Below are 21,752 nucleotides of genomic sequence, written 5' to 3'. Positions count from 1 at the left end.
AACAGAAATAATATTCAAGTTTATGGAGACTATTACAGGCCAACGCAGCTTTGTTAAATTTTACTTAGGGCTGTTTGGCTACTGTTTTTTCTTTTTCATTATGGGTTTAATGATTGCAGGTCTTTTTATAAGTGAGTACCACAGCGACCATTTCATGACAAAAGAGTATTTTCTACTTGTTTTGGTTGCAGCACTAATAGTTGGATTTTTTTACACCATATACCGATTCTTCAAGGGCACGCCATCACTTGAAATAGATAACGAAACAATAAAACTGGGTACAAATATTTATTATTGGAAATACCTGGACAGCGTAGAACTAACAGGGAAACAACCGCTAGTATTAGGTGTAATGAAAGAATGCGTATTGTTAAAATTTAAAGAACAGGATGATGTATATTTCTTGGACCTTTATGCCAATACGCCAGCAATTAAACAGTTTATACAATATAACATTGTCGAAAAAAACCTCTCTTCAAATGCAGTTTTAAATGATGGTTTATCATCATCTATAATTGAAGCAGAAGCTAATGACCCACATGCGGTCCTCTCACAAATACCAATCGTACAAAACGAAAAACAAACGAGTACGATGGTCAACAAATCGAATGCACCAGATATTGAAAGCGAACAGTTTAAAATCTATAGAAATAATCAATTTTTCAATTTCCGAAGTTTAATGATATGGTTTTTAATAGTGATGATTTTTTGCACTTCTATAAAAAATGTCGATAAATTAAATGGTTGGCTGTTTTCTTTAGTGTTCGCGTTTATAATGTTTAGGCTCACGGCATGGTTTACCTATTATTTTAAAACGTCAGATAGCTTTCTTGTAGTAAGGAATCATAATGCATTTTGGTACAAGAAAATATACCTTCTAAGTGATATCAAAGAAGTTGTATTTGAACAAGAGTGGCGGCGTCCAGATGGAATGAGGATTATTACAAAAGATTTTGAAAGTAAATTATATTATGGCTCCAGTTTATGGAAGAAGCAATGGCGGGCTTTAAGGGATGATTTAAAAGAAAAAGGAATATCTGTCAAAGATGATTTTATCTTTAATGAGGTGGAGGTTGAATTTACTGTATTTGATGATCTTGGCTGGTTCAAAAAGAAAAAATGAGCATGTAAAATATGCTCATCAAATCTTGTTATCACAAAAATCACTTAAATCAGCGGTCTAAAATTCTGCTGTTTTTGGTGCCCTTGGGAAAGGTATCACGTCGCGGATGTTGCCCATGCCGGTAACAAAGAGTACCAAACGCTCGAAGCCCAGGCCAAAGCCCGCGTGTTCGCAGGCGCCGAAGCGGCGGGTGTCCAGGTACCACCACAGCTCTTCGGTTGGGATTCCCATTTCGTTCATGCGTTGTTCTAATTTGTCGAGGCGTTCCTCGCGTTGCGAGCCACCCACAATTTCGCCGATGCCGGGGAACAGGATGTCCATAGCGCGAACGGTTTTGCCGTCGTCGTTTTGGCGCATGTAGAACGCTTTTATCTCCTTTGGATAATCCGTCAGGATAACCGGTTTTTTAAAGTGTTTTTCTACCAAATAGCGCTCGTGCTCGCTTTGCAGGTCGGTGCCCCAGCCTTCTATCAGGTATTGGAATTTCTTCTTCTTGTTATGGTTCGATTCCTTCAGGATGTCGATAGCCTCGGTATAAGTAAGGCGCTCAAAATCGTTATCCAAACAGAACTGCAGTTTTTCCAACAGGTTCAGTTCGGAGCGGTCTTGCTGCGGTTTTTGCTTTTCTTCTTCCAATAAACGGTCTTTCAAAAACTCGATATCATCGGCGTTGTGCTTTAAGGCGTAGGCGATGACATATTTCAGCAGGGCCTCGGCCAGGTCCATGTTATCGTTCAGGTTGTAAAAGGCCATTTCGGGTTCTATCATCCAGAACTCGGCCAGGTGGCGGGTGGTGTTCGAGTTTTCGGCGCGGAAAGTTGGTCCGAAGGTATAGATATCGCTCAGTGCCATCGCGCCAAGCTCACCTTCCAACTGGCCGGATACGGTGAGGTTGGTTGCCTTGCCAAAGAAATCCTGTTTAAAATCCACTTCACCGGTTTCGGTCAATGGTGGTTTTATCGGGTCGAGTGTGGTTACGCGGAAAGTTTCGCCCGCGCCTTCAGCATCCGATGCCGTAATGACCGGGGTATGCAGGTATACAAACCCGCGCTCCTGAAAAAATTGGTGCACCGCGAACGATAAGCTGTTGCGCACACGGAACACCGCGCCAAAAGTGTTGGTACGGAAACGCAGGTGGGCGTTATCGCGCAAAAACTCGAGGCTGTGCTTTTTGGGTTGGATGGGGTAGGTTGTCGGGTCGCAATCGCCGAGTATTTCTAATGTTTTGGCTTTTACTTCCACCTTTTGGCCCTTGCCCAATGAGGGCACGACCTCGCCGGTAACGCTGATGGCAGCGCCTGTGGTGATGCGTTTCAGCGTCTCATCGTCAAAGCTATCCAAAGCCACCACGATTTGCAGGTTATTATTGGTAGAGCCATCGTTTAAAGCTATAAACTGGTTGTTACGGAAGGTACGTACCCAACCTTTTACGGTTACTTCAAATCCGGTGTCTTCGGTCTGCAATAGTGCTTTGATCTTTGTGCGCTGGCTCATTAAGTTATTATTGTATGAACTGCAAAAATACAATTATTTGGCTGATACGGGAATGCGGTTTTTTACTTTATTGCCGTACAATTGTTTTGTGATGATACAAACCTTTATAAGTTTGTAGCCACTAACCAATAGGATGAACCCCAAACTTAGCCTGGCCATCGGCATTATCTGTATCGCGTTTTCGCCCATATTTGTGAAGATGGCGGGCGTGTCGGCTATTAGCGCTGCCTTTTACCGTATGCTTTTTGCCTGGTTGTTGTTGGCGCCTTATTGCTTTAAATACAGTAAGCTTCGCATTACCACCAAACCTTTGTTACTGGCTATTACGGGTGGATTGGTGTTTGCTTTGGATATCGCGGTGTGGAACGTATCGATATTGAAATCGACGGCCACCATTTCCACTTTGGTGGCCAATTTAGCGCCGGTCTGGGTAGGTTTGCTGAGTCTGCTTATCTTAAAAAAGCAACCTGGCATCAGTTTTTGGCTGGGTACGTTTATCGCGATAAGCGGCATGTGCATTTTGGTGGGTATACAAAACCTGCTTAAGCTACAACTGAACGAAGGTGTGGTACTCGCCATCATATCCAGTTTTCTTTATGCCGTTTATATCCTCATCAGTAAGGATGTGTTGCGGCACGTGAGCGGCGTGGTGTTTATGTTTTATAATATGCTTGCCGCCACTTTGGCGCTTGGCCTGTACAGCCTAAGCACAAACGACCAGCTTTGGGGCTATAGTCAGCATGCATGGCTCGTTTTGGTGGCCATGGGTGTGATTTGCCAATTGGCGGGGTGGATCACCATCAATTACTCGGTAAGCCATATGGAGTCGACAAAAGTGTCCATCGCGCTGTTGGGGCAAACGGTGGCAACGGCTTTGCTGGCCTGGGCAATATTGGGCGAGCATGTTGGCGTAACTGAGTTGTTGGGCGGTGTGGTTGTGTTGGTGGGGATAGGGGTTACGTTTGTGAAGCGAAATAAAACACTCAAAATTTAGTTTACCAATAGAAAACTTTTAATTATATTTGTTTAATGAATGTTATTACAAAGCGGACTATTATGCATTATATCGACTTATATCCGCTCGCTGCTATTTCATTAAAAAGTTGGCATAACGAATTTTCACAAGCCAATTTCACAAGCTTTAATGAATTAAAGGGTGTTTATGGAAATGCAAGCGTTATTGCAAACAAAAGAGTTGTTTTTAATATCAAAGGTAACTCCTATAGGCTAATTACGTCGTTCAACTTTGATGCACAAGCGGTATACGTGATATGGTTCGGAACGCATTCTGCCTATGATAAAATAGATGCGGCAAATGTGAAATTTTTTAAGAATCCCAATAAAAGAGAATAATATGGAAAGTAAATGGATGGTTTTAAAAACAGAAGATGAATATGATATCGCACTTGAAAGAACGATTGAAATATTTCATAGCGAAAAAGGGACGCCTGAGTTTGATGAGCTTGAATTATTATTGCTTTTGGTAAAGGATTATGAAGACAGGCATTATCAAATACCCGATATTGATCCTATCGAGTTGATAAAACTTAAACTCGAAGAAAAAGGCTTAAAACAAAAAGACCTTGAACCTATAATAGGATCTAAGGGGTATGTATCTTCAATCTTATCCGGAAAAAAAGAATTGACTTTAAAAATGGTTAAGGGCTTACACGAATTTTTAGGTATACCGGCGGAGTCGTTTTTAATAGATACGAAGAAGAAAATTAAGTTAGTATAGGCTCGTAAGTATGATCACCAAACCCACCGTTGACAAAATAATGGAGGCCACCGATATTGTTGAGGTGATTGGCGAGTTTGTGACCTTAAAAAAACGGGGCGCCAATTATGTGGGCTTGTCGCCGTTTGCTAACGAGAAGACACCGTCATTTACGGTATCGCCGGCCAAGGGGATATTTAAGGATTTTTCATCGGGATTGGGCGGTTCGGCGGTGACTTTTTTGATGGAGCACGAGAAGTTCAACTATCCCGAGGCCTTGAAATGGCTGGCCAAAAAATACAGCATCGATGTAGAGGAAACCAATGATCAACCCGAAGACCGGGAAGCGGAAAACCATCGCGAAAGCTTATTGATCGTTACCGGGTACGCGGCCAAATTTTTCCATGAAAGTTTGTTGGAAACGGATGAGGGCAAAGCTATCGGTCTGAGTTATTTTAAGGAGCGCGGGTTTAGTAATGAAACCATTAAGAAATTTGAGCTCGGCTACTCGCCAGACCAATGGGAAGCATTTTCTGCGAAAGCGATAAAAGACGGTTACCAACAGGAATTTTTAGAGGAAACGGGCTTATCTGTTAAGCGCGACAACGGTACGCTTTACGACCGTTATCGCGGCCGGGTGATGTTCCCGATACATAGTTTTACGGGCAGGGTAATCGCTTTTGGCGGGCGTACGCTGAAGAGTGATAAGAGCGTACCGAAATACGTCAACTCGCCGGAATCGGAGATATACCATAAATCGAGCGTGTTGTATGGCTTGTTCTTTGCGAAGAAAGCCATACGCGATGAGGACAATTGTTTGCTGGTGGAAGGTTATGCCGACGTGATATCGGTACACCAGGCCGGGATAGAAAATGTGGTGGCATCGTCGGGCACCTCGCTGACGGTGGAGCAGATCAGGATGATTGGCCGTTTGACCAAGAACATTACGATGTTGTATGATGGCGACGCGGCAGGTATCAAAGCTTCGCTACGGGGGATGGATTTGATTTTAGAGGAAGGGTTGAACGTAAAAATCGTATCCTTCCCCGAGGGGCATGACCCCGACTCTTATGTGCGCAAGTTGGGCAGTACGGCATTTAAAACGTACGTCGAAGAAAACAAGAAGGATTTTATCCTGTTCAAAACCAATGTACTGCTGAAAGATGCCGGCAAGGACCCTTTAAAACGCGCCGAAGTGATACGCGAAGTGGTGGAAAGCATCGCCAAGATACCCGACTCTATCAAAGCTTCGGTGTTTTTGAGCGAGTGCAGCCAGATACTCCAGATAGAGGAACGTTCGCTGATTACCGAACTAAACAAGATGCGGGCGGCGAAGGGTAAGAAAGATTATCAGCAACATCAAAATGCAAGGCAGGCGGAGCAGGAAGCAGCGCCGGCTTACGCCGAACCGGAAAGAAAGCCTGAGGAACAATATGAATCGCAGGAGAAAGAGATTGTGCGGCTACTGGTTACTTATGGCAATAGGGTTATCAACTGGGATGGTATTGCCAATACCTATATCGGGCCGTTTATGATAGCCGAGCTAAACGATGTAGAGTTTGAGCACCCCGATTGCAAAGCTTTTGTTAAACTATATCATGATGAGTTGGACAATGGTAACTTGCCCGAAGAACAGTTTTTTATCCATCATCCCGAAAGGTTGATAGCGGATATGGCGGTGTCGATGCTGTCGACGCGATATGAGCTGAGCGAAAACTGGCTGGGTATGCACAAAATATATGTGCCCGACGAAACCCAGAATATGAAGGCCACCATTTTGGGCGCCATCTTCCATCTTAAAAAGCAAAAGGTGGGTAAGATACTGGAGAACATCCGCACGCAATTACAAACTGCCGAAGCTGAAGCCGACCAGGAGATACTGATGAACCAGTACCTGCACATGAAAAAGGTGGAGAAGAGCATTTCGGACTTTTTAGGTTCGGTGATACTGAAATAATGGCAACACATAACGACCTTGGGCGCTTAGGCGAGCAATTGGCCAAAGCGCATTTGGAAGGCTTAGGTTATGAGATACTGGACGAGAACTGGACGCATGGCAAAGCCGAGGTGGACCTGGTTGCGTATAAGGACAAGACCATTATTTTTGTGGAGGTAAAGGCGCGCAGTGGTAATTTTTTTGGCGAACCGGAAGATTTTGTAGACAACAGGAAACAAAAATTACTGGCCGAAGCGGCAGATGAATATATTTACCTGATGAACCACCAGGGCGAAGCCCGCTTTGACATTGTGGCCATATTATTTGACAGTAAACAGAACCATACATTAAAACATATTGAAGATGCCTTTTGGCCATCGTCGCCCATTTAAAATTAGATAATGAAGAATTTAAGAACAGGTGTATTCGCGGTGTTGTTGGGGTTGATCATAGCCGGTTGCGGCGGCGGGCATAAAACGGAAGCCATCATAGGCATCACACCCGAAGCTGGCCAAAGCTATAAATTGGGCGATGTGATAGCCGTAAGCGTACAGTGCCCTGCCGATGTAAAACCGGATTCGGTGGTGTACCTGATCGATTCGGTGCGCTATGCATCCCGCAAGGATACCGTGGGCGCAAAAATCAAAACTGACTCGATGACCTGTGGTTCCAAGCTCATTACGGCGCGGGTGTTTACCGGCGGTAAGCCGCAGGAGGTTTCGACGAATGTGATTATCAAGGCTGCCAAAGCTCCCGAGAGTTATACTTACAGGGTGGAGAAGGTTTTTCCGCATGATACGGCTTGTTATACCGAGGGTTTGGAATACCTGGATGGTTACCTGTACGAAAGCAAAGGCGATTACGTTCGCTCGGGTTTGCGCAGGGTGGATTTGAACACGGGCAAAGTGGTACAAAGCGTGAGCATGCCGGCCAAATATTTTGGCGAAGGCATATCGGTAGTGGGCGATAAGATATTGCAGCTGACCTATAAAGAAAATATAGCTTTTGTGTACGATAAAAAGACCTTTAAAGTGATAGACAGCCTGGCCTATAACTGGGGCCCCGAAGGTTGGGGCATGTGTTACGATGGCACCAGGCTATACCAAAACGACAGCACCAACCGCATCTGGTTTTTAAGTAAAGATACTTTTAAACCAACCGGATTTATCGACGTGTTTGATGACCAGGGGCCAATAAACGCCGTGAACGAAATGGAAATGATTGACGGCAAGCTATACGCCAACGTGTACACGCGCGATACCATTTTGGTGATAAACCCCAAAAACGGCGCGGTGTTGCAAAAGATCGATATGAAAAACCTGTACCCCAACAACCAGCGCCCCGCTGATTTTGATTATGGCAACAACGTGCTGAACGGTATTGCCTACGATGCCGCCACCAAACGGATTTTTGTTACTGGCAAAAAATGGCCGCATTTGTATCAGGTGAAGTTTGTGAAAGAGTAGGAGGGCGGAAGTCAGAAATCAGATAGTAAGCGAATAATGTGTTGATAACACTTTGATAGGATTAACCCATGAAGGAGAGGCTATTAAAAATAATACTTGGAGTTCCCCAATCAGACCCAATTTACCAATTAGAATGGGAATATAAAAAGTTGAATACTGATGAAGATAGGGCATCAATTTCAGGTAGCATCAAAGGATAATTTCAGTTTATAATGCACCAACCCAACAGTGCTACACATGCTCCAAAATAAACTTAGGGTCGATGTGCAATTCGTTGTACATGGCTTTGAGGAAGGGTACATCGGGTTGCCGTTTTCCGTTGAGTATTTGCGATAATTTGGGTTTTCCGATGCCTAATTTATCGGCAAGTTTGGCTTGCGACAATTTATTTTCGAACATAAACAATTCGATGATTTCGGGTAGACTTTGGGGTTGTTTGGGTGGTTTCAGTTTTAATACTTCATCCTCATACTTTTCGGCGGCTTGCGCCATTGTTGCCAGGTTTTCAATTTCCGCTTCGGTTAGGTTTTGTTCGCCCTTGTCCATTAATTCGTAAATAGCCACCATGGTTTCGTGGTAACTTTTATCTGTTGTTATTGTGCTTTTGTTTTCCATTATTTCTTAAAACTAACTTTCGCCGCGTCTATTTTATCGTATTCGGCATGTGTACCAATAAAAAGGATAAATACCGTCCGCACTTTAAAAATGATAAGGGCAATGAGCCGGTAATTATTGCCTTTGATGTTAAATACATAACGGTCGTTCCCAACGGCATCAACACTGTTAAAGGTGTTCCTTACTTCGTTGAAATTTTTCCAATCAGCGTTCGCAGTCAATTCGTACCAGTTGAACAAAGGGCCTTCCGCATCAGCGTGTAATTCTGCAAATTCCCGAAGTGTGCTTTTGGAAATAATAACCATTACGCAAATATAATGTTTTAATTTATAAAATATTGTTTCAAAAATTGAAATTTTTTTTATGGCAGCAGGAGCATCCTGTGGGAGCAATAATTGACTGCTTTGTTTGTTAATGCCGCCAAAATTTCGTACATTGTCTGGTTTGATAGATGTTGAAACGTTGTAAAGTTGGAATGTTAAAAGGTTATTTAAAAGTCTTACTTTTTCCCCCCTACCCTCAGTTCATGTCATTTCGAACGAGGTACGAGAGAGAAAACTTCTGCGGCTTTACAGGCACCGTGAGTTTGGTTGGAGAAGTTTTCTCCCTGCGGTGGAAGTGACAGGGTGGCGGACGGTTAAACGGGTGTTAAAAAGTCTTACTTTTACCCCCCCCCCCGGTTGGCGGGGTTACCTGTCGCGCAGAGGTTGCTTCGTCGTTCCTCCTCGCAATGACGTTTATATTAAAGTTATTGATAATCAAATATTTGCACATCCACACATTTACTCATTCGCACATTGGCGGGGAGTTATTTCATCAACACCCCGACCACCAGGAAGGCTGCACAGATGATGCTGAGGATGGCGAGCAGGGGCCAGATGAACCTGAGCCATACTTTGAGGCTTACGTTGACGATGGCGAGCGAGGGCAGGATGAGTCCGTTGGGGGTAATGAAGCCCATGATGCCCATCCCGAAAAGGTAACAGTTGACGATTTCGCGGCCGGGCACGCCTACTACCGCCGCCAACGAACCGAAGATGGGCATGGTGAGTACCGCCATCCCCGATGAGGAGGATATGAAGAGTGTGAACACATTGTATAGCACAAACAGCACCACGATGAACAGCATCGGCGGCATGCCGCCCACCAGGTTGGCCGAATAGTAGAGGATGGAATCGCTCACGTGGCCATCGTTCAGGATGATGGTGATGCCGCGCGCAACGCCCACGATGAAGGCCACACCGAGCAGGCTTTTGGCACCCTCGACGAAACGTTCGATGAAGACGGATTCCTTCATGCGGACGAGGAACCCGACCAATACCGCCGCGGCAAGGTATATGGCCGACATTTCGGTCATCCACCAGTCGAGCCAGATAACGCCGGCTATCATACCAAACAGCGTGGCAACAAAGATGAACAACAAACCCGCGTTGCGCCAGCCGAGTGTAACGGTTGTAGTTTCGGCAGTTACATGGGCAAAAGGGGAAGCTTGGTTACCGTTAAAGCGATATATCAGCGAATAAGTAGGGTCTTTTTTGCAGCGGTTGGCATAGCGCACAATGTACCAGATGGTAACACCGGTGGTAAGGGCGAACACGAGGATACGTTCGATGAGGCCGTCGGTCCAGCTGATGCCGGCCGCGTTGGACGCGATGATGACCGCGAAAGGGTTGGAGAACGAGGACAGCGTGCCCAACTGCGTACCCGCAAAGATGACGGCGAGGGGGACGAGCAAATCGTACCCGGCGCCGAGGTATAGCGGTACCAATATGGGGTAGAAGACAAGGGCTTCTTCGCCCATGCCATAGCTGGAGCCGCAAAACGAGAAAAAGAAGGTGAGGCTGATGATGAGCCAGGCTTCGTTGCCCTTCATTTTATGGGACAGGTAAAAGATGCCCTGATCCATGGCACCGGTTTGCTGAAAGACCGTCATGAAACCGCCAATGATGAGGATGAAGAAGATGATATCGGCAGCGTCAATCAAGCCTTTTATGGGCGCCTGGAGGGTATCAACAGGGCCTTGCGTGTTCTTGTTTTTTAGTTTTTGGTAGCTGCCGGGCACGGCCACGGGTTTGCGTATATCGCCGCTTTTAAATTTGGCTAAGGGGATGCGTACTTTGAGGCTATCGAGCGTATGTTGTGTGCCGGGCAAGGTGAGCGTTGTTTTGGATGTGGATAGCGAGAAGGCGCCGTCGGCGTAGCTCAGTTTATCGTACCGTCCGGCGGGCATCAACCAGGTAGCTATAGCCGAAATGATGATAACGATGACCAGGATGGTGATAGGGGTGGGTAGTTTTTTGAGTTTAGCCATTTAGAAAGCAATGTAGTATTTTTTTGGGAGAATAGTATACGAGCTTGTTGGCCGCTATGGGCGCGGAGCCCTTTTACTTTTTTCTTGATAAAAAAGAAACAAAAAATCAAGTCAGCAGGAAGGCTTCTTTGCGTTCTTGGCCTTTGCGCACAAGCGGGCTGAACCATCCTGATAGGTATCGGGAAAACCTTTTGCCGCGTTTGCGCTCTTGGCACCGCTTCAGGCAAAAATTTCTATGCCCCTGTCACCGCACAAGGCCACCATTGTTCTGCCCGCTTTTGGCCGAAGCTACCCTGCTGACGGTTGGGAGGGTTAAATCAAAAAACCCCGTTGATTTGGTCAACGGGGTTTTTTGCGTTAAGGTATAGTTGAGGTTTAATCAACTTTGATGAATTTGCCGGTTTCATCGAAGATGAGGTCTTTGCCGCCTTTTATTTCGGCTTCGTAAAAGGTTTTGCCTGCGGCGTCGATGCCTTTGCCGGCCTCTTTTATCGGGGTTTTGTAATGTTCTTTGATATATGGCGCTACGGTTGCCGGCAAGGCGCTGATGGCGATGGCGTTTACGTATTCCACAAAATTGCCCGCAGGGGTAAACATGGCGGCATTGTCTTCGCCCGATTTACCGCCCCAATTGGCTTCGTAATTACCTTTTTCCTTTTCCCAGCCTACTTTGGTTGCGGCAGGGTATTTTTTTGGCGAAGGCTGCTTTAACGGCCGCCGGAACCGCCGAAGCTTTGATGTCCTGGGCGAATAAACTACCAATGGCTGCAAAAGCCATTAAACCTGTGATGAACAATCCTTTTTTCATGCTATTGCTGTTTAATTTGATTTAAACAAGCTTAGCGATCCATTCTGAATTAATGCTGTAGCCTTTTTGTAAGAATTTTGGATTCGATTAGCGTTGTTTCATAAAGCGGCCTTGCGTGGTAAACAGCAGCTCCCTGTCGCCCGAAATGCGGACGAGGAACTGGATGTTGCCGGTAACGTCGGCTATTTGTTCGGCGTTGATGATGGGGGTATGGTAATGTACATCAATATAGCTAATGGCTGCTTTGGGCAAATACTTTGGGTCGAAATGGTCGCCAATTTCCAAGAAGGCACTGCCAGGGGTGATGTCGACGTGTTTGTCGTGCCCGGTTTTTCCGCTCCAATAAGCGCGGTAATTGCCTTTATGCTTTTCCCAGGTAGCTTTACCGGCGTCGGGGTAGCGGCGCGCCAGTTCGGACCGCACGGCAAGCGGTACGGTTTTGGAATCCACTTTTTGGGCAAATAAATAGCTTGTTGAGGTTAGTACAAGCATCGTAACAATCAATAAAACTTTTTTCATGGTCTTTGTTGATAATTTGATGGTTATAGGGTTATGATTTGTTTGGTTATTTTTCGGTTTCATCATACTCATAAATGCCGCCATCGGGGCATACAAATATAGGTTTAAGCGGCCTTTTTTCCTCGACCTGTTTTAAAGTAAAGAGGGCCTTATCGGGAAACTGGTCAAAATAAATAATATAAAAGCGCTTTTGAGCGTAAAACTTTTGGACCTGCCTGGCCGAGTCGATATTGGGGATATACTCCGAACCTTTACCGGTGAAGAAATAAAAGCCCTCGCACAGGTTATTGTAAATGGGGTAACCGGGTTTAAACAGGTCGGGCTTTTTTAGTTCTGCCACCAGGGGCGATTTGTTCCAGCTGTCGTCGGTATAGCCGGGTACGCCGTATTCGCCTTCGTCGTCGTAACGCTGATAGTCGGTTTGGTATTCGCGGTAGATGAACAGTAAGGCTATGCAGGCGCTTATCGCGATAAGCGGCAATCGGTATTTGATGGCTTTGCTTTTGAAAACGATAGCGAGCCAATAGGTGCATCCCAACAAAAAGGGGATGAACAGCGGCGACAGCAGGCGGTTGTTCAATGTTTCGAAACGGTTAATGGTTGCCCATAAGAGCATGAACAAACCATAGGCGATGAAGAAAGTGATGATGATGTTTTCGTAACTGCCAAAACGCGCTTTGTTGATAAAGGCGTTGTATAAAAATACGGTGATAAAGCCAACAATGAGTAAAGCTGTAATGATAACCGCCCAACCGTATTGCTTTTCGGTAAGGGTAAACCAATCGCAAAATACTGTGCCGATGTAGTGCATGTTTTGCGTGAGCGAAGTGAGCGATTTATAGCGCGGCCCTGTGCCGGTATGTGTTACCAACGAGTTGCGTATAATATTGGCCACCAGTAAGGATATACTAATGGTGCCAAACAACAGGATATGGCCGGTTTTTTTGCGGGGTTTCAGGTTACCATCGAATAGCATGAGCATACCGCCGGTGCCCACTAAGGTAATGGCGGCATAACGGGTATCACATGCTAAAGCGGTAACGGCGCCCAACCAAAGCAGGGCAGAGATATTGTAGCTTTTTAGATAGTTTTTATAGAGGATAAAAAACACAAGGGTAAAAACGATGAACAAGGTTTCGGACCAGAGCTTGGTGTACACTTCGAGGAGCGATGGGCTGATGGCGATGGCGGCTAATGCCAACCATTTGTAGAGTTTAGTTGGATAAGTAAAACCTTCCATAATGACGCCTGCTAAAAATATCAGTACAGCGAAAAGGATGCCATCTAACGCCGGGCCCAGTATCAATGGGTCGGTTTGGGTGATGAACTGGATGATGGCTAAAAATATCGGAAAGAATACCGGGAAAGCAACGATGGGCTTATCACCAAAAAAATGAAGGGTATGGTGGGTGTTCAGGTTGCGCGCCGTGCTCATGTACATAATGCTATCCGGCGATATGCCGATACCGGCGTAACGCATGTACAGGTTCACTACAAAAAAACCTGCGACGGCCGCAATTAAGGCGTCGAGGTGTTTAACTGCAAACGTGCGAGGGTTTTTGGGCATAACTTATATTGAATACAGAGCGGCTAAATTACAAAAAACCGGGTTATGCCCGCTCTTCCCAAACTTCGCAAAGATGCAAAATGGTTTCGACGGCTTTTTGCATGTCCTGGATAGATACCCATTCCTGTTTGCCGTGGAAAGCGTGTTCGCCGGCGAAGATATTTGGGCAGGGCAAACCCATGAACGATAGGCGCGAACCGTCCGTGCCGCCGCGAATGCTGCGTAAACGCGGTTCCATGCCGGCGCGTTTTATGGCTTCCATTGCATTGTCGACTATAGCGGGGTGTTTATCCAACACCTGTTTCATATTTCGGTATTGAGCTTTTGTTTCGAGGGTATAGCTTGCACCGGGGTAGGCTAACAATACATTTTCGGTTATCTGCCTGATCACATTGGCATGTTGCTGCAGATTATCATCGTCAAAATCGCGAATGATGAAGTTTACGATTGCCTGTTCTACGTGCCCGCTTATTTCGACCGGGTGCACAAAACCTTGTTTGCCCGATGTACCTTCGGGGGAAAGTTCATGCGGTAAGGCGGCAACAACAGCTCCTGCTATTTTGATAGCGCTTTGCATTTTACCTTTGGCAAAACCGGGGTGCGCGCTGATGCCGTTGATGGTGAGTTTAGCGCCGTCGGCTGAAAAGGTTTCGTTTTCCATAGTGCCGGCACTTTCCCCATCGATGGTATAGGCTATGTCGGCACCGAGTTTTTTGAGATCGGCTTTGTCAACGCCGCGGCCTATTTCTTCGTCAGGTGTAAAGAGTATTTTGATGGTGCCATGCTTGATTTCGGGATGGTTGACCAATTGGTAACAAGCATCCATAATCTCGGCCAGACCGGCTTTGTTATCGGCGCCAAGCAAAGTAGTGCCGCTGGCAGTTATCACGTCGTTGCTAAGCTGGTTTTTAAGGTCGGGATGTTCGCTCATGCGGAGTACCTGACTATCATCATCCGGAAGGACAATATTGGCTCCGGTATATTTTTTATGGACGATGGGTTTCACGTTTAGCCCGCTGCAATCGGGTGAGGTGTCCATGTGCGAGCAAAAGCAGATTACGGGCACATTTTGTTTGTTTGTATTTGCCGGAATTGTTGCATAAACGTAACCAAATTCGTCTATATTCGTATCAGTAACGCCGATAGATAAAAGCTCGTCGACAAGGATTTTGCCGAGGTTTTTTTGTTTAAGCGTTGATGGACAGGTTATTGATGCAGGATCTGATTGAGTATCCACAATAACATAACGCAAAAACCGTTCAGCTACTGTAGAATTAAAATCAGAAAATTTGAAAGAAGTCATGATATTACCGAATGAAACTTTATTTTTGGTAAACATAGTTAAAAAAAGTATTGCTGTTTTTTAAAATCGGCCACCTTATAAATAACATTATATTTTGAAACGGATCCTTATTATTCTATTGCTGGCCCAGGCGGCAGTTTTTACTACAAAAGCGCAAATTGGATATAATTACGCACAATGGAGTTTAGGTACGGGTATAAGCTACGTAAAAGCGAGTACCAGTGTGCTCAACCAATCATGGCATGGTGCTTATAATTTTAATTTGGGTTATAATTTGTCGCCATATATTAATGTTACGTTGGATTACCAGTTTGGTACCTTATCGGGCGGTTATAATGAATATTATCCCAAAGCTGTGGCCGCGTTGGACCCGACCAATGCCAAATATGATTCGTTATTGTTGGATATTCCCAAAGCATACTCAAAATTAGATCCTTACCATTTAAGTTATAGTAATAGCTTTCAGGCGCTAAACCTGCATGTTGATGTACAACTTGGCGAATTTATGGATTACGCAGGCGATGGTATAGTTGCCAAGGCTGCCAAAAATATCTATGTAGGTACCGGTATAGGATTAGTGTTCAATAGTATATCGAACAATAACAGTCGTTTAAGTCCCGACTCGACCTATTACATAGGCGGTGAGGATAACAGCCAAAATGTGATGATCCCGCTACGGGTGGGTTATCAGTTTAAAGTATACAATGATTACGACGAGCCTTACCTTTTAGTAGAGCTGGGCTACCAGCATAATTATATTTTGGGCTACGGCCTTGATGGTTTTGCCGACCCGCTGGTATTGACCAAAAAGTTTGAGCAATACTCCGGTTTTAGTTTTGGTATCAAGTGGAATTTTGGCAGTATCACCTCGTACCGACGACCGATACATTAGCGTAACCTTTAGCCTCCCCTTATCGCATTGTTTATAAGTTAGTTACTTGCTTGTTTTGTAAAAACAGGTTTTTAACGCTTTAATTATTGCTTTTTTGCCATAAAAAGTAACTTATTAGTTAACAAAATTACGCTCATTGTTTAAAACTATTGTGAGTAAGTTAATGCTTAATTGATAATTTTTGCGGTTGTATCATTTTTGGATTTTTTATGGGGACAGTTTATAAGAACATATTGTTATCGTCGGCATTAACGGTATCAATGCTATCATGCTCAAACAGCAAAGGGAACGACAAAACACCTGTTGTTACAAAAGCCAAGCCCGACCTGAACATCTTAAAATACGACTCCGCTAATGCCGACAAGCGCATTGACGATTTTATGCAGCACCTGCATACCCACAGCGGCTTTAACGGCAACGTGCTGGTAGCCAAACACGGTAAAATTTTATACGAGAACGCGATAGGCTGGGCAGATTACCTGCGCAAAAAGAAACTGACCATTGGCTCGCAGTTTGAGCTGGCTTCGGTATCAAAAACCATGACATCGACCGCTATTTTGCAATTGATGGAACGGGGTAAATTGCGGCTGGACCAAAACGTAAAGGATTTCTTCCCGAATTTTCCGTACGATGGGGTTACCATTAAACTGCTGCTTACCCACCGCTCGGGGCTGATGAACTACGTATATTTTACCGATGATATTTATCGTAAAGAACACCGCGACGAGAGGAAGGGCATCAGCAACCAGGACGAGATGAACCTGATAGCGCAATACAAACCTGCGCGTTTTAATGTGCCCGATAAGCGCTTTTTATACAACAACTCCAACTTTATGGTACTGGGCTCCATTATCGAAAAGGTAACCGGTATGCCGTATGCCAAGTACATGAAGGAGAACGTTTTTGACCCGGCGGGGATGAGCCATACGGCCGTATATTCGAAAGCTGCTTATGATAAGATACCGGTTGATGTGGTTGGACACGACAGGGGGCAATGGCGTTACTCGGTAGCGCAAAACTTTTTGGATGGCCCTGTAGGCGATAAAGGCATTTACAGCACCGTTGGCGACCTGTACCTGTTTGACAATGCCCTGCGCCGCGGGCTGCTATTGAAACAAGCCACCATGGATTCGGCATACGTGCCGCGCAACCCGATGCTGCACGGGCATTTTAGCTATGGTTATGGCTGGAGAATATTCGAGGCACCCGGGCAGCAGGTAATTTACCATACCGGCTGGTGGCACGGGTTCAGGCATATATACCTGAGGGATATGAAGAACGATATTACCATTGTTCTGCTATCGAACCTGGCCAACGGCAGCTTGCTGCATTTGGACGATTTGTTTAAAATTGTGGGCATGCCTGTGGTGCGCAAAAGCGCGTATAATGGCACCGGTGAAACAAGCGACGATTAACAAGTAAGAAATCATGTTTGATAAATTATTAGAAGCCCAGCAAAAGGCAGGCGAAGTGAAAAAACGCCTGGATGCCATTACCGTTACCGGAACTGCAGAGGGCGGTAAGGTGAAAGTGAGTGCCAACGGGAATAAAAAGATACTGTCCATTACTATTGATGAAGCTTTGGTGCAGGAAGCCGATAAAGAGCAGTTGGAAGACCTGGTACTTATCGCGGTGAACAAAGCCCTGGAGCAAGCCGAAAATGTGAGCCAAAGCGAGATGGCGGCCATGACGCAACAGATGTTTGGCGGACTGGGCGGTATGTTTGGGAAGTAAATGGTAAGCGGAAAGTAAAAAGTTAAAAATCCGCAGGGCAAGCATAACAATTTGAAAAAGGATTGGTTATTTCGTATAAAAAAACCAACTCCCCATGAAATTCACTTTTTACGGACACTCTTGTTTTGAGCTCGAAATAAACGGCATCAAATTACTGTTCGACCCCTTTATTTCGCACAACCAACTGGCCAGCCACATTGATGTGAACAGCCTTAAACCCAACTATATTTTACTGTCGCACGGGCATGGCGACCATATTGCCGACCTGTTTACCATCGAAAAAAACAGCGGCGCGCAGGTAATTTGCATTGCCGATATTGCGGGCTGGCTGAACGGCAAAGGCATTACCAACGTACACGGCATGAACTTTGGCGGCGGCTTTAACTTTGATTTTGGCCGTGTTAAAATGGTGTACGCGTTGCACAGCAGCTCGATGCCCGATGGCGCTTACGGCGGCAACCCGGCAGGCTATGTGATTTATGCCGATGGCAAAAAAATATATTTTGCCGGCGATACGGCGCTGACCTACGACATGAAGCTCCTCGCCGACGAAAACCTTGACTGGGCCATCCTCCCTATTGGCGACAACTATACTATGGGTGCCGATGACGCCATTAAAGCGGCAGGCTTTATCAATTGCAAAAACGTGATAGGCGTGCATTACGATACCTTCCCGGTGATTGTGATAGACAAGGCCGAAGTGAGCGCCAAGTTTGAAAAGGCGGGATTGAATTTGCAGTTGCCCGCTATAGGCGAAACGATGGAGTTGTAAGGTGAGCCGAGGTGGGGTAAGATATAAAGGCTTGAACCTATTATTTGCGATACGTTGTTAAAAAATGTTATCTTCGAATATTATGGCGAATAAATATTTGAACTATATTACTGATGAGCATTTGATGGCATGCATTGGTAATCTCCATAAGTCATATATCCGAGCAAAAAACTCTGTAAGCAGAAAGAAATTTTATGCGAATAAAATAGATACTGTTAAACTAACATTTGACAGCGTTTTTAATGAGATAGAACAAGAAAGCCTGGTAGAGACCGAATTGCTCCGGCAAATTGATAAATCAATCAACAATTTTATAGGTACTTTTCACGAAGAGATACTTGGTGGTGTTGCTGGATATACTAAAGGGAACTTAAGTGGGTTCGATATTAAAGCCAATGATGACACTTTGTTCGCTGATATTAAGAATAAGCACAATACAATGAATAGCAGTGCTGCGGAAAGTTTATTTCAAAAATTGGCCAAATATGCAGATAATTATAAAAAGGCGAAATGTTATTGGGTTCAAATATTAGCCAAAGGGAGTTTTGACGATAAATGGTCTGGAATAATCAATGGTAAAGAATATAGCCATAGCAGGGTTTACAAAATATCAGGCGATAGGTTTTATGCCTTGTTGACCGGCCAAGATGATGCATTGTATGCGTTGTACAAAGTTTTACCGATAGCCATAAAGGATTATCTATTAACATTCGAACCCAGCAAAAAAGTAATCGAACACTCTGCTTTGTCAGAAATAAAAAAAGAGACAGTTAAAAGCAGACGAAATATTCTTGATCAAATAACATTTGAAAACTTTGGCTATTATTTAGAGTTTAAGAAACTGTGACCATCATTAAACAGCAATACGTTCCTGATAGTTTTTTTGGTTTTGGATACGGGTCTCATTTAAGAAACTTACAACAGCTTCGCCAACAGCCTTGGCTAAATTAACAGGCACAGCATTACCAATCTGTTTATACTGGCTCGAAATAGGCCCTGCAAACTTCCAATCATCAGGGAACGTTTGTATACGGGCATATTCCCGTACTGTAAATGGCCGTGTTTCATCAGGATGGCACCGTTCTGTTTGTTTTTGCGCCGGGCTACAGGTAAGGGTCAAGCTTGGCTCATCCCAACTTATTCTTCTTGCCATACCTGTTTTACCACCACCTAAATAAAAACTTTTTTGCATATAGTCTTTTTGCACTTCGAGGGGAAGGTCGCGCCAATAACCGCCGGGCGGCACAAGGTCTAATACAGTTTTTTTACTAAGAGGGTATTTTGTTCCGGGAGAGACTGGTACATCAGTATCGTAAAGTTCACCTTTTTTTAATGCGTCTTTTAAAGTGTAAATTGTTTTGTTACTCTTTGGGTATTCAAAATCCACATCAATATTCTTTCTGATACCTACGAGGATCAAACGTTCTCTTTTTTGAGGTACTTTGTGAAATATGGCTTTTAATACCTTGGGGTCTAAAACCCTGTAACCAATTTCATCAAGGATCGAGATCATACCTTGTAACGTCTTCCCGCCTTCATGGTTTAGCAGTCCCCTTACGTTTTCGCCTATACAAATAGCAGGAGAAGTTTCTTGTACTACCCTTGCAAACTCATAAAACAGTGTGCCACGGGCATCTTGTAACCCCAATTTTTTACCGGCATAACTAAATGCCTGACATGGAAAACCGCCCGTTACCACATCAACTTTTCCATTAAGGTCAGAAAAGGACATATTGCGGATGTCGCCTTCCAAAACATTCCAATGTGGCCTGTTGAACCTAAGTGTTTCGGCTGCCCAATGGTCTATTTCATTTAACGCGATACATTTTAGCCCGGCCTGCTCTAAGCCGATAGCCAAGCCACCAGCCCCGGCAAAAAGTTCAAGAACGTTATAATTTGCAGTCGGGTTTACTGTATCTTCATCAGAAGGCTTTACATTTAATTGGTCGAAGATCATCAACTGATCCTTCTTATAGTATCGATAATTACTCATCGGCTCTCTAAAAGCGGATAATTTTCCACTTTTATCCCATCGCCTGAGTGTTTCTTTACTTGTTCCTAATAAATTTGCAGCTTCAGATAACGTATAAACTTTTTTCATATAACCATGTTAAACAACCTTACACATGGTTACAAATATATTTAAAGGTTTGAAGGTTTTGCTATGCTAATAAAATTAGTTTTCCACATTTTAAGATGATCAAATACAAAGATGAAGACCCGATAAATGTGCCCCGTTTTAACGAGGAGAACGGATTTTATACAACCCGGCAACGAAGCTTGCTAATGTCGAAAATACGGTCGAAAAATACAAAGCCAGAAATGCTGCTGCGGAAGGCATTATGGAGTTTAGGGATACGTTATAGGATACATAATAAATTACTTCAGGGAAACCCCGATATAGTTATTAAAAAGCATAAGCTTGTTATATTTATTGACGGGGAATTTTGGCATGGATATGAATGGGATAAAAAACGTGAGAAAATTAAAACAAACAGGGATTTTTGGATAGCCAAAATTGAAAGGAACATGCAACGCGACAGGGCAAACAATCACAAGCTTGAATTATTGGGTTATATTGTATTGAGGTTTTGGGAAAAGGAAATTAAAACGGATATTAATTATTGCATCAATAAAGTGATTAGGTTTACTGCTATTAAAAGCACATGATCTTTGCATATCTCGCTAAAATTTCGTAACTTGTAGGGAATGTTGAGTTGGAGCGTTAGACGAAAAAGTTTATTAAAATATACCCATAAATACCCATAGGCTATGATGGAAGACGGAAGATGTAAAATGGAAGATGGTCAGGAATTGTTAAATTCGAAATTGAACATCGGAAATAAAAACAACACCCATATTTTTCGCAAGCGCGCGTTAGTAAAGCGCTAAGCGTTTGGGTGGCTTAGATTACAAATTTGATAATTGCGAGTCAAAAATTCGACTGAAAATACCCATAAATACCCATATTTCGGGTTGAAATATGGGTGTGGTGTTAAGAAAATGGCAAATGGCCTCGCCTAAATCCTCTCCAAAGGAGAGGACTTTACAACACGTTCAGCTCCCTCTCCTTTGGAGAGGGCCGGGGTGAGGCGAGTTATATCACCGTGCCATCGGGTATCACGGCGCGTTTTTTGAGCACCACGATGCCGTCCATTACGGTGTATTTGTCGTAGTCGCCATTTACCAGGGGTTCGCCGCAGTTGATGCGTACGTCGTTACCGATGTGGCAGTTTTTGTCGACAATGGCGTTCTTGATAATGCAGCGGTCGCCGATGCCCATAATGGGGACGCCGCTTTCGCGCGATTGGGCGATCTGTTCGAGGGTTTGGTACTCGTCGCTGCCCATGATGTAGCAGTTTTCGACGATGCTATCGAAACCGATGCGGGTACGTATACCGATGACCGAACGTGTGATGCGGCTGGCATTGATGATGCAACCGTCGGATATGATGGTATTGGTGAGCGTTGGCCCCGATATTTTTGAGGGTGGCA

23 protein-coding genes and 1 pseudogene are annotated in these 21,752 nt (G+C 44.5%); 14 read left to right on the top strand and 10 right to left on the bottom strand.

Annotated elements, in window-relative coordinates:
- The first annotated feature begins 22 nt into the window (after positions 1-22).
- Positions 23-1,123, top strand: a complete 1,101-nt coding sequence (locus tag QZX97_RS07715) for a hypothetical protein (RefSeq protein WP_295654138.1) — start codon at positions 23-25, stop codon at positions 1,121-1,123.
- A 57-nt stretch (positions 1,124-1,180) separates the two neighbouring features.
- Here QZX97_RS07715 and asnS read toward each other — a convergent pair whose 3' ends face one another.
- Positions 1,181-2,617 carry an asparagine--tRNA ligase gene (gene asnS / locus QZX97_RS07710; RefSeq protein WP_295654141.1) on the bottom strand — a complete coding sequence of 479 codons (1,437 nt, stop codon included), beginning with the start codon at positions 2,615-2,617 and terminating at the stop codon, positions 1,181-1,183.
- Positions 2,618-2,750: 133 nt separating this feature from the next.
- Between asnS and QZX97_RS07705 the strand changes: the two genes are divergently transcribed.
- The 7 genes from QZX97_RS07705 to QZX97_RS07675 all read left to right on the top strand — a co-directional run bounded on the left by QZX97_RS07705 (position 2,751) and on the right by QZX97_RS07675 (position 7,936).
- On the top strand, positions 2,751-3,611 hold the full coding sequence (locus QZX97_RS07705) for a DMT family transporter (RefSeq protein ID WP_295654144.1): 861 nt from the start codon (positions 2,751-2,753) through the stop codon (positions 3,609-3,611).
- A gap of 62 nt (positions 3,612-3,673) precedes the next feature.
- Positions 3,674-3,970: a type II toxin-antitoxin system HigB family toxin gene (locus QZX97_RS07700; RefSeq protein WP_295664550.1), complete on the top strand. Its 297-nt coding sequence runs from the start codon at positions 3,674-3,676 to the stop codon at positions 3,968-3,970.
- 1 nt (position 3,971) lies between these two features.
- A complete protein-coding gene (locus tag QZX97_RS07695; RefSeq protein WP_295654150.1) occupies positions 3,972-4,355 on the top strand; it encodes a helix-turn-helix domain-containing protein in 384 nt (127 codons plus the stop codon).
- Positions 4,356-4,365: 10 nt separating this feature from the next.
- Positions 4,366-6,291 carry a DNA primase gene (gene dnaG, locus QZX97_RS07690; RefSeq protein WP_295654152.1) on the top strand — a complete coding sequence of 642 codons (1,926 nt, stop codon included), beginning with the start codon at positions 4,366-4,368 and terminating at the stop codon, positions 6,289-6,291.
- A complete protein-coding gene (locus QZX97_RS07685; RefSeq protein ID WP_295654154.1) occupies positions 6,291-6,662 on the top strand; it encodes a YraN family protein in 372 nt (123 codons plus the stop codon). The genes dnaG and QZX97_RS07685 overlap by 1 nt, the downstream gene beginning before the upstream one ends.
- 9 nt (positions 6,663-6,671) lie before the next feature.
- The gene (locus tag QZX97_RS07680; protein WP_295654156.1) at positions 6,672-7,736 is read left to right on the top strand and encodes a glutaminyl-peptide cyclotransferase; all 1,065 of its coding nucleotides are present in this window, start codon (positions 6,672-6,674) and stop codon (positions 7,734-7,736) included.
- A 68-nt stretch (positions 7,737-7,804) separates the two neighbouring features.
- Positions 7,805-7,936 carry a hypothetical protein gene (locus QZX97_RS07675; RefSeq protein ID WP_295654159.1) on the top strand — a complete coding sequence of 44 codons (132 nt, stop codon included), beginning with the start codon at positions 7,805-7,807 and terminating at the stop codon, positions 7,934-7,936.
- A 31-nt stretch (positions 7,937-7,967) separates the two neighbouring features.
- Here the strand turns inward: QZX97_RS07675 and QZX97_RS07670 are convergent, their stop codons facing one another.
- From QZX97_RS07670 to pepT, 7 genes are all read right to left on the bottom strand, one after another.
- Positions 7,968-8,351, bottom strand: coding sequence for a helix-turn-helix domain-containing protein (locus QZX97_RS07670; protein WP_295654161.1), 384 nt, complete (start codon positions 8,349-8,351; stop codon positions 7,968-7,970).
- Complete coding sequence (locus QZX97_RS07665) at positions 8,351-8,656, bottom strand: type II toxin-antitoxin system HigB family toxin (protein ID WP_295654164.1); 306 nt, start codon at positions 8,654-8,656, stop codon at positions 8,351-8,353. The genes QZX97_RS07670 and QZX97_RS07665 overlap by 1 nt, the downstream gene beginning before the upstream one ends.
- A gap of 503 nt (positions 8,657-9,159) precedes the next feature.
- Positions 9,160-10,662, bottom strand: a complete 1,503-nt coding sequence (locus QZX97_RS07660; RefSeq protein ID WP_295654167.1) for a hypothetical protein — start codon at positions 10,660-10,662, stop codon at positions 9,160-9,162.
- Between the two features lie 375 nt (positions 10,663-11,037).
- Positions 11,038-11,433, bottom strand: coding sequence for a PepSY-like domain-containing protein (locus QZX97_RS07655; protein WP_295654169.1), 396 nt, complete (start codon positions 11,431-11,433; stop codon positions 11,038-11,040).
- Positions 11,434-11,557: 124 nt separating this feature from the next.
- Positions 11,558-11,989 carry a hypothetical protein gene (locus tag QZX97_RS07650; RefSeq protein WP_295654172.1) on the bottom strand — a complete coding sequence of 144 codons (432 nt, stop codon included), beginning with the start codon at positions 11,987-11,989 and terminating at the stop codon, positions 11,558-11,560.
- A 46-nt stretch (positions 11,990-12,035) separates the two neighbouring features.
- A complete protein-coding gene (locus tag QZX97_RS07645; protein WP_295654175.1) occupies positions 12,036-13,556 on the bottom strand; it encodes a hypothetical protein in 1,521 nt (506 codons plus the stop codon).
- 43 nt (positions 13,557-13,599) lie between these two features.
- Positions 13,600-14,859: a peptidase T gene (gene pepT, locus QZX97_RS07640; protein ID WP_295654213.1), complete on the bottom strand. Its 1,260-nt coding sequence runs from the start codon at positions 14,857-14,859 to the stop codon at positions 13,600-13,602.
- A gap of 94 nt (positions 14,860-14,953) precedes the next feature.
- Here pepT and QZX97_RS07635 point away from each other — a divergent pair, with 94 nt between their 5' ends.
- From QZX97_RS07635 to QZX97_RS07615, 5 genes are all read left to right on the top strand, one after another.
- A complete protein-coding gene (locus tag QZX97_RS07635; protein WP_295654177.1) occupies positions 14,954-15,751 on the top strand; it encodes a hypothetical protein in 798 nt (265 codons plus the stop codon).
- Between the two features lie 209 nt (positions 15,752-15,960).
- The gene (locus QZX97_RS07630) at positions 15,961-17,166 is read left to right on the top strand and encodes a serine hydrolase domain-containing protein (protein ID WP_295654179.1); all 1,206 of its coding nucleotides are present in this window, start codon (positions 15,961-15,963) and stop codon (positions 17,164-17,166) included.
- A gap of 13 nt (positions 17,167-17,179) precedes the next feature.
- On the top strand, positions 17,180-17,485 hold the full coding sequence (locus tag QZX97_RS07625; protein WP_295654181.1) for a YbaB/EbfC family nucleoid-associated protein: 306 nt from the start codon (positions 17,180-17,182) through the stop codon (positions 17,483-17,485).
- A gap of 94 nt (positions 17,486-17,579) precedes the next feature.
- Complete coding sequence (locus QZX97_RS07620; RefSeq protein ID WP_295654182.1) at positions 17,580-18,257, top strand: metal-dependent hydrolase; 678 nt, start codon at positions 17,580-17,582, stop codon at positions 18,255-18,257.
- A gap of 82 nt (positions 18,258-18,339) precedes the next feature.
- Positions 18,340-19,104 carry an Eco47II family restriction endonuclease gene (locus QZX97_RS07615; RefSeq protein ID WP_295664547.1) on the top strand — a complete coding sequence of 255 codons (765 nt, stop codon included), beginning with the start codon at positions 18,340-18,342 and terminating at the stop codon, positions 19,102-19,104.
- Between the two features lie 6 nt (positions 19,105-19,110).
- Here QZX97_RS07615 and dcm read toward each other — a convergent pair whose 3' ends face one another.
- Positions 19,111-20,358: a DNA (cytosine-5-)-methyltransferase gene (dcm, locus tag QZX97_RS07610; RefSeq protein WP_295654184.1), complete on the bottom strand. Its 1,248-nt coding sequence runs from the start codon at positions 20,356-20,358 to the stop codon at positions 19,111-19,113.
- A 95-nt stretch (positions 20,359-20,453) separates the two neighbouring features.
- On the opposite strand from dcm, the gene QZX97_RS07605 reads away from it, so the two are divergent.
- A complete protein-coding gene (locus QZX97_RS07605; RefSeq protein WP_295654186.1) occupies positions 20,454-20,927 on the top strand; it encodes a very short patch repair endonuclease in 474 nt (157 codons plus the stop codon).
- A 427-nt stretch (positions 20,928-21,354) separates the two neighbouring features.
- Here QZX97_RS07605 and glgC read toward each other — a convergent pair.
- Positions 21,355-21,752 (bottom strand): annotated as a pseudogene (glgC, locus tag QZX97_RS07600) (glucose-1-phosphate adenylyltransferase); the annotation flags it as partial.

The sequence above is a fragment of the uncultured Mucilaginibacter sp. genome (genome assembly GCF_903893715.1).
Classification (GTDB): Bacteria; Bacteroidota; Bacteroidia; order Sphingobacteriales; family Sphingobacteriaceae; genus Mucilaginibacter.
Note: the sequence above shows the minus strand (reverse complement) of the source record. Positions and strands in the feature narration are given on the sequence as shown.

Excerpts from the sequence above, each read along its gene's own strand:
- QZX97_RS07715 (WP_295654138.1), top strand. The coding sequence starts at position 23 with ATGGAGACTATTACAGGCCAACGCAGCTTTGTTAAATTTTACTTAGGG.
- asnS (WP_295654141.1), bottom strand. The coding sequence starts at position 2,617 with ATGAGCCAGCGCACAAAGATCAAAGCACTATTGCAGACCGAAGACACC.
- QZX97_RS07705 (WP_295654144.1), top strand. The coding sequence starts at position 2,751 with ATGAACCCCAAACTTAGCCTGGCCATCGGCATTATCTGTATCGCGTTT.
- QZX97_RS07700 (WP_295664550.1), top strand. The coding sequence starts at position 3,674 with ATGCATTATATCGACTTATATCCGCTCGCTGCTATTTCATTAAAAAGT.
- QZX97_RS07695 (WP_295654150.1), top strand. The coding sequence starts at position 3,972 with ATGGAAAGTAAATGGATGGTTTTAAAAACAGAAGATGAATATGATATC.
- dnaG (WP_295654152.1), top strand. The coding sequence starts at position 4,366 with ATGATCACCAAACCCACCGTTGACAAAATAATGGAGGCCACCGATATT.
- QZX97_RS07685 (WP_295654154.1), top strand. The coding sequence starts at position 6,291 with ATGGCAACACATAACGACCTTGGGCGCTTAGGCGAGCAATTGGCCAAA.
- QZX97_RS07680 (WP_295654156.1), top strand. The coding sequence starts at position 6,672 with ATGAAGAATTTAAGAACAGGTGTATTCGCGGTGTTGTTGGGGTTGATC.
- QZX97_RS07675 (WP_295654159.1), top strand. The coding sequence starts at position 7,805 with ATGAAGGAGAGGCTATTAAAAATAATACTTGGAGTTCCCCAATCAGAC.
- QZX97_RS07670 (WP_295654161.1), bottom strand. The coding sequence starts at position 8,351 with ATGGAAAACAAAAGCACAATAACAACAGATAAAAGTTACCACGAAACC.
- QZX97_RS07665 (WP_295654164.1), bottom strand. The coding sequence starts at position 8,656 with ATGGTTATTATTTCCAAAAGCACACTTCGGGAATTTGCAGAATTACAC.
- QZX97_RS07660 (WP_295654167.1), bottom strand. The coding sequence starts at position 10,662 with ATGGCTAAACTCAAAAAACTACCCACCCCTATCACCATCCTGGTCATC.
- QZX97_RS07650 (WP_295654172.1), bottom strand. The coding sequence starts at position 11,989 with ATGAAAAAAGTTTTATTGATTGTTACGATGCTTGTACTAACCTCAACA.
- QZX97_RS07645 (WP_295654175.1), bottom strand. The coding sequence starts at position 13,556 with ATGCCCAAAAACCCTCGCACGTTTGCAGTTAAACACCTCGACGCCTTA.
- pepT (WP_295654213.1), bottom strand. The coding sequence starts at position 14,859 with ATGACTTCTTTCAAATTTTCTGATTTTAATTCTACAGTAGCTGAACGG.
- QZX97_RS07630 (WP_295654179.1), top strand. The coding sequence starts at position 15,961 with ATGGGGACAGTTTATAAGAACATATTGTTATCGTCGGCATTAACGGTA.
- QZX97_RS07625 (WP_295654181.1), top strand. The coding sequence starts at position 17,180 with ATGTTTGATAAATTATTAGAAGCCCAGCAAAAGGCAGGCGAAGTGAAA.
- QZX97_RS07620 (WP_295654182.1), top strand. The coding sequence starts at position 17,580 with ATGAAATTCACTTTTTACGGACACTCTTGTTTTGAGCTCGAAATAAAC.
- QZX97_RS07615 (WP_295664547.1), top strand. The coding sequence starts at position 18,340 with ATGGCGAATAAATATTTGAACTATATTACTGATGAGCATTTGATGGCA.
- dcm (WP_295654184.1), bottom strand. The coding sequence starts at position 20,358 with ATGAAAAAAGTTTATACGTTATCTGAAGCTGCAAATTTATTAGGAACA.
- QZX97_RS07605 (WP_295654186.1), top strand. The coding sequence starts at position 20,454 with ATGATCAAATACAAAGATGAAGACCCGATAAATGTGCCCCGTTTTAAC.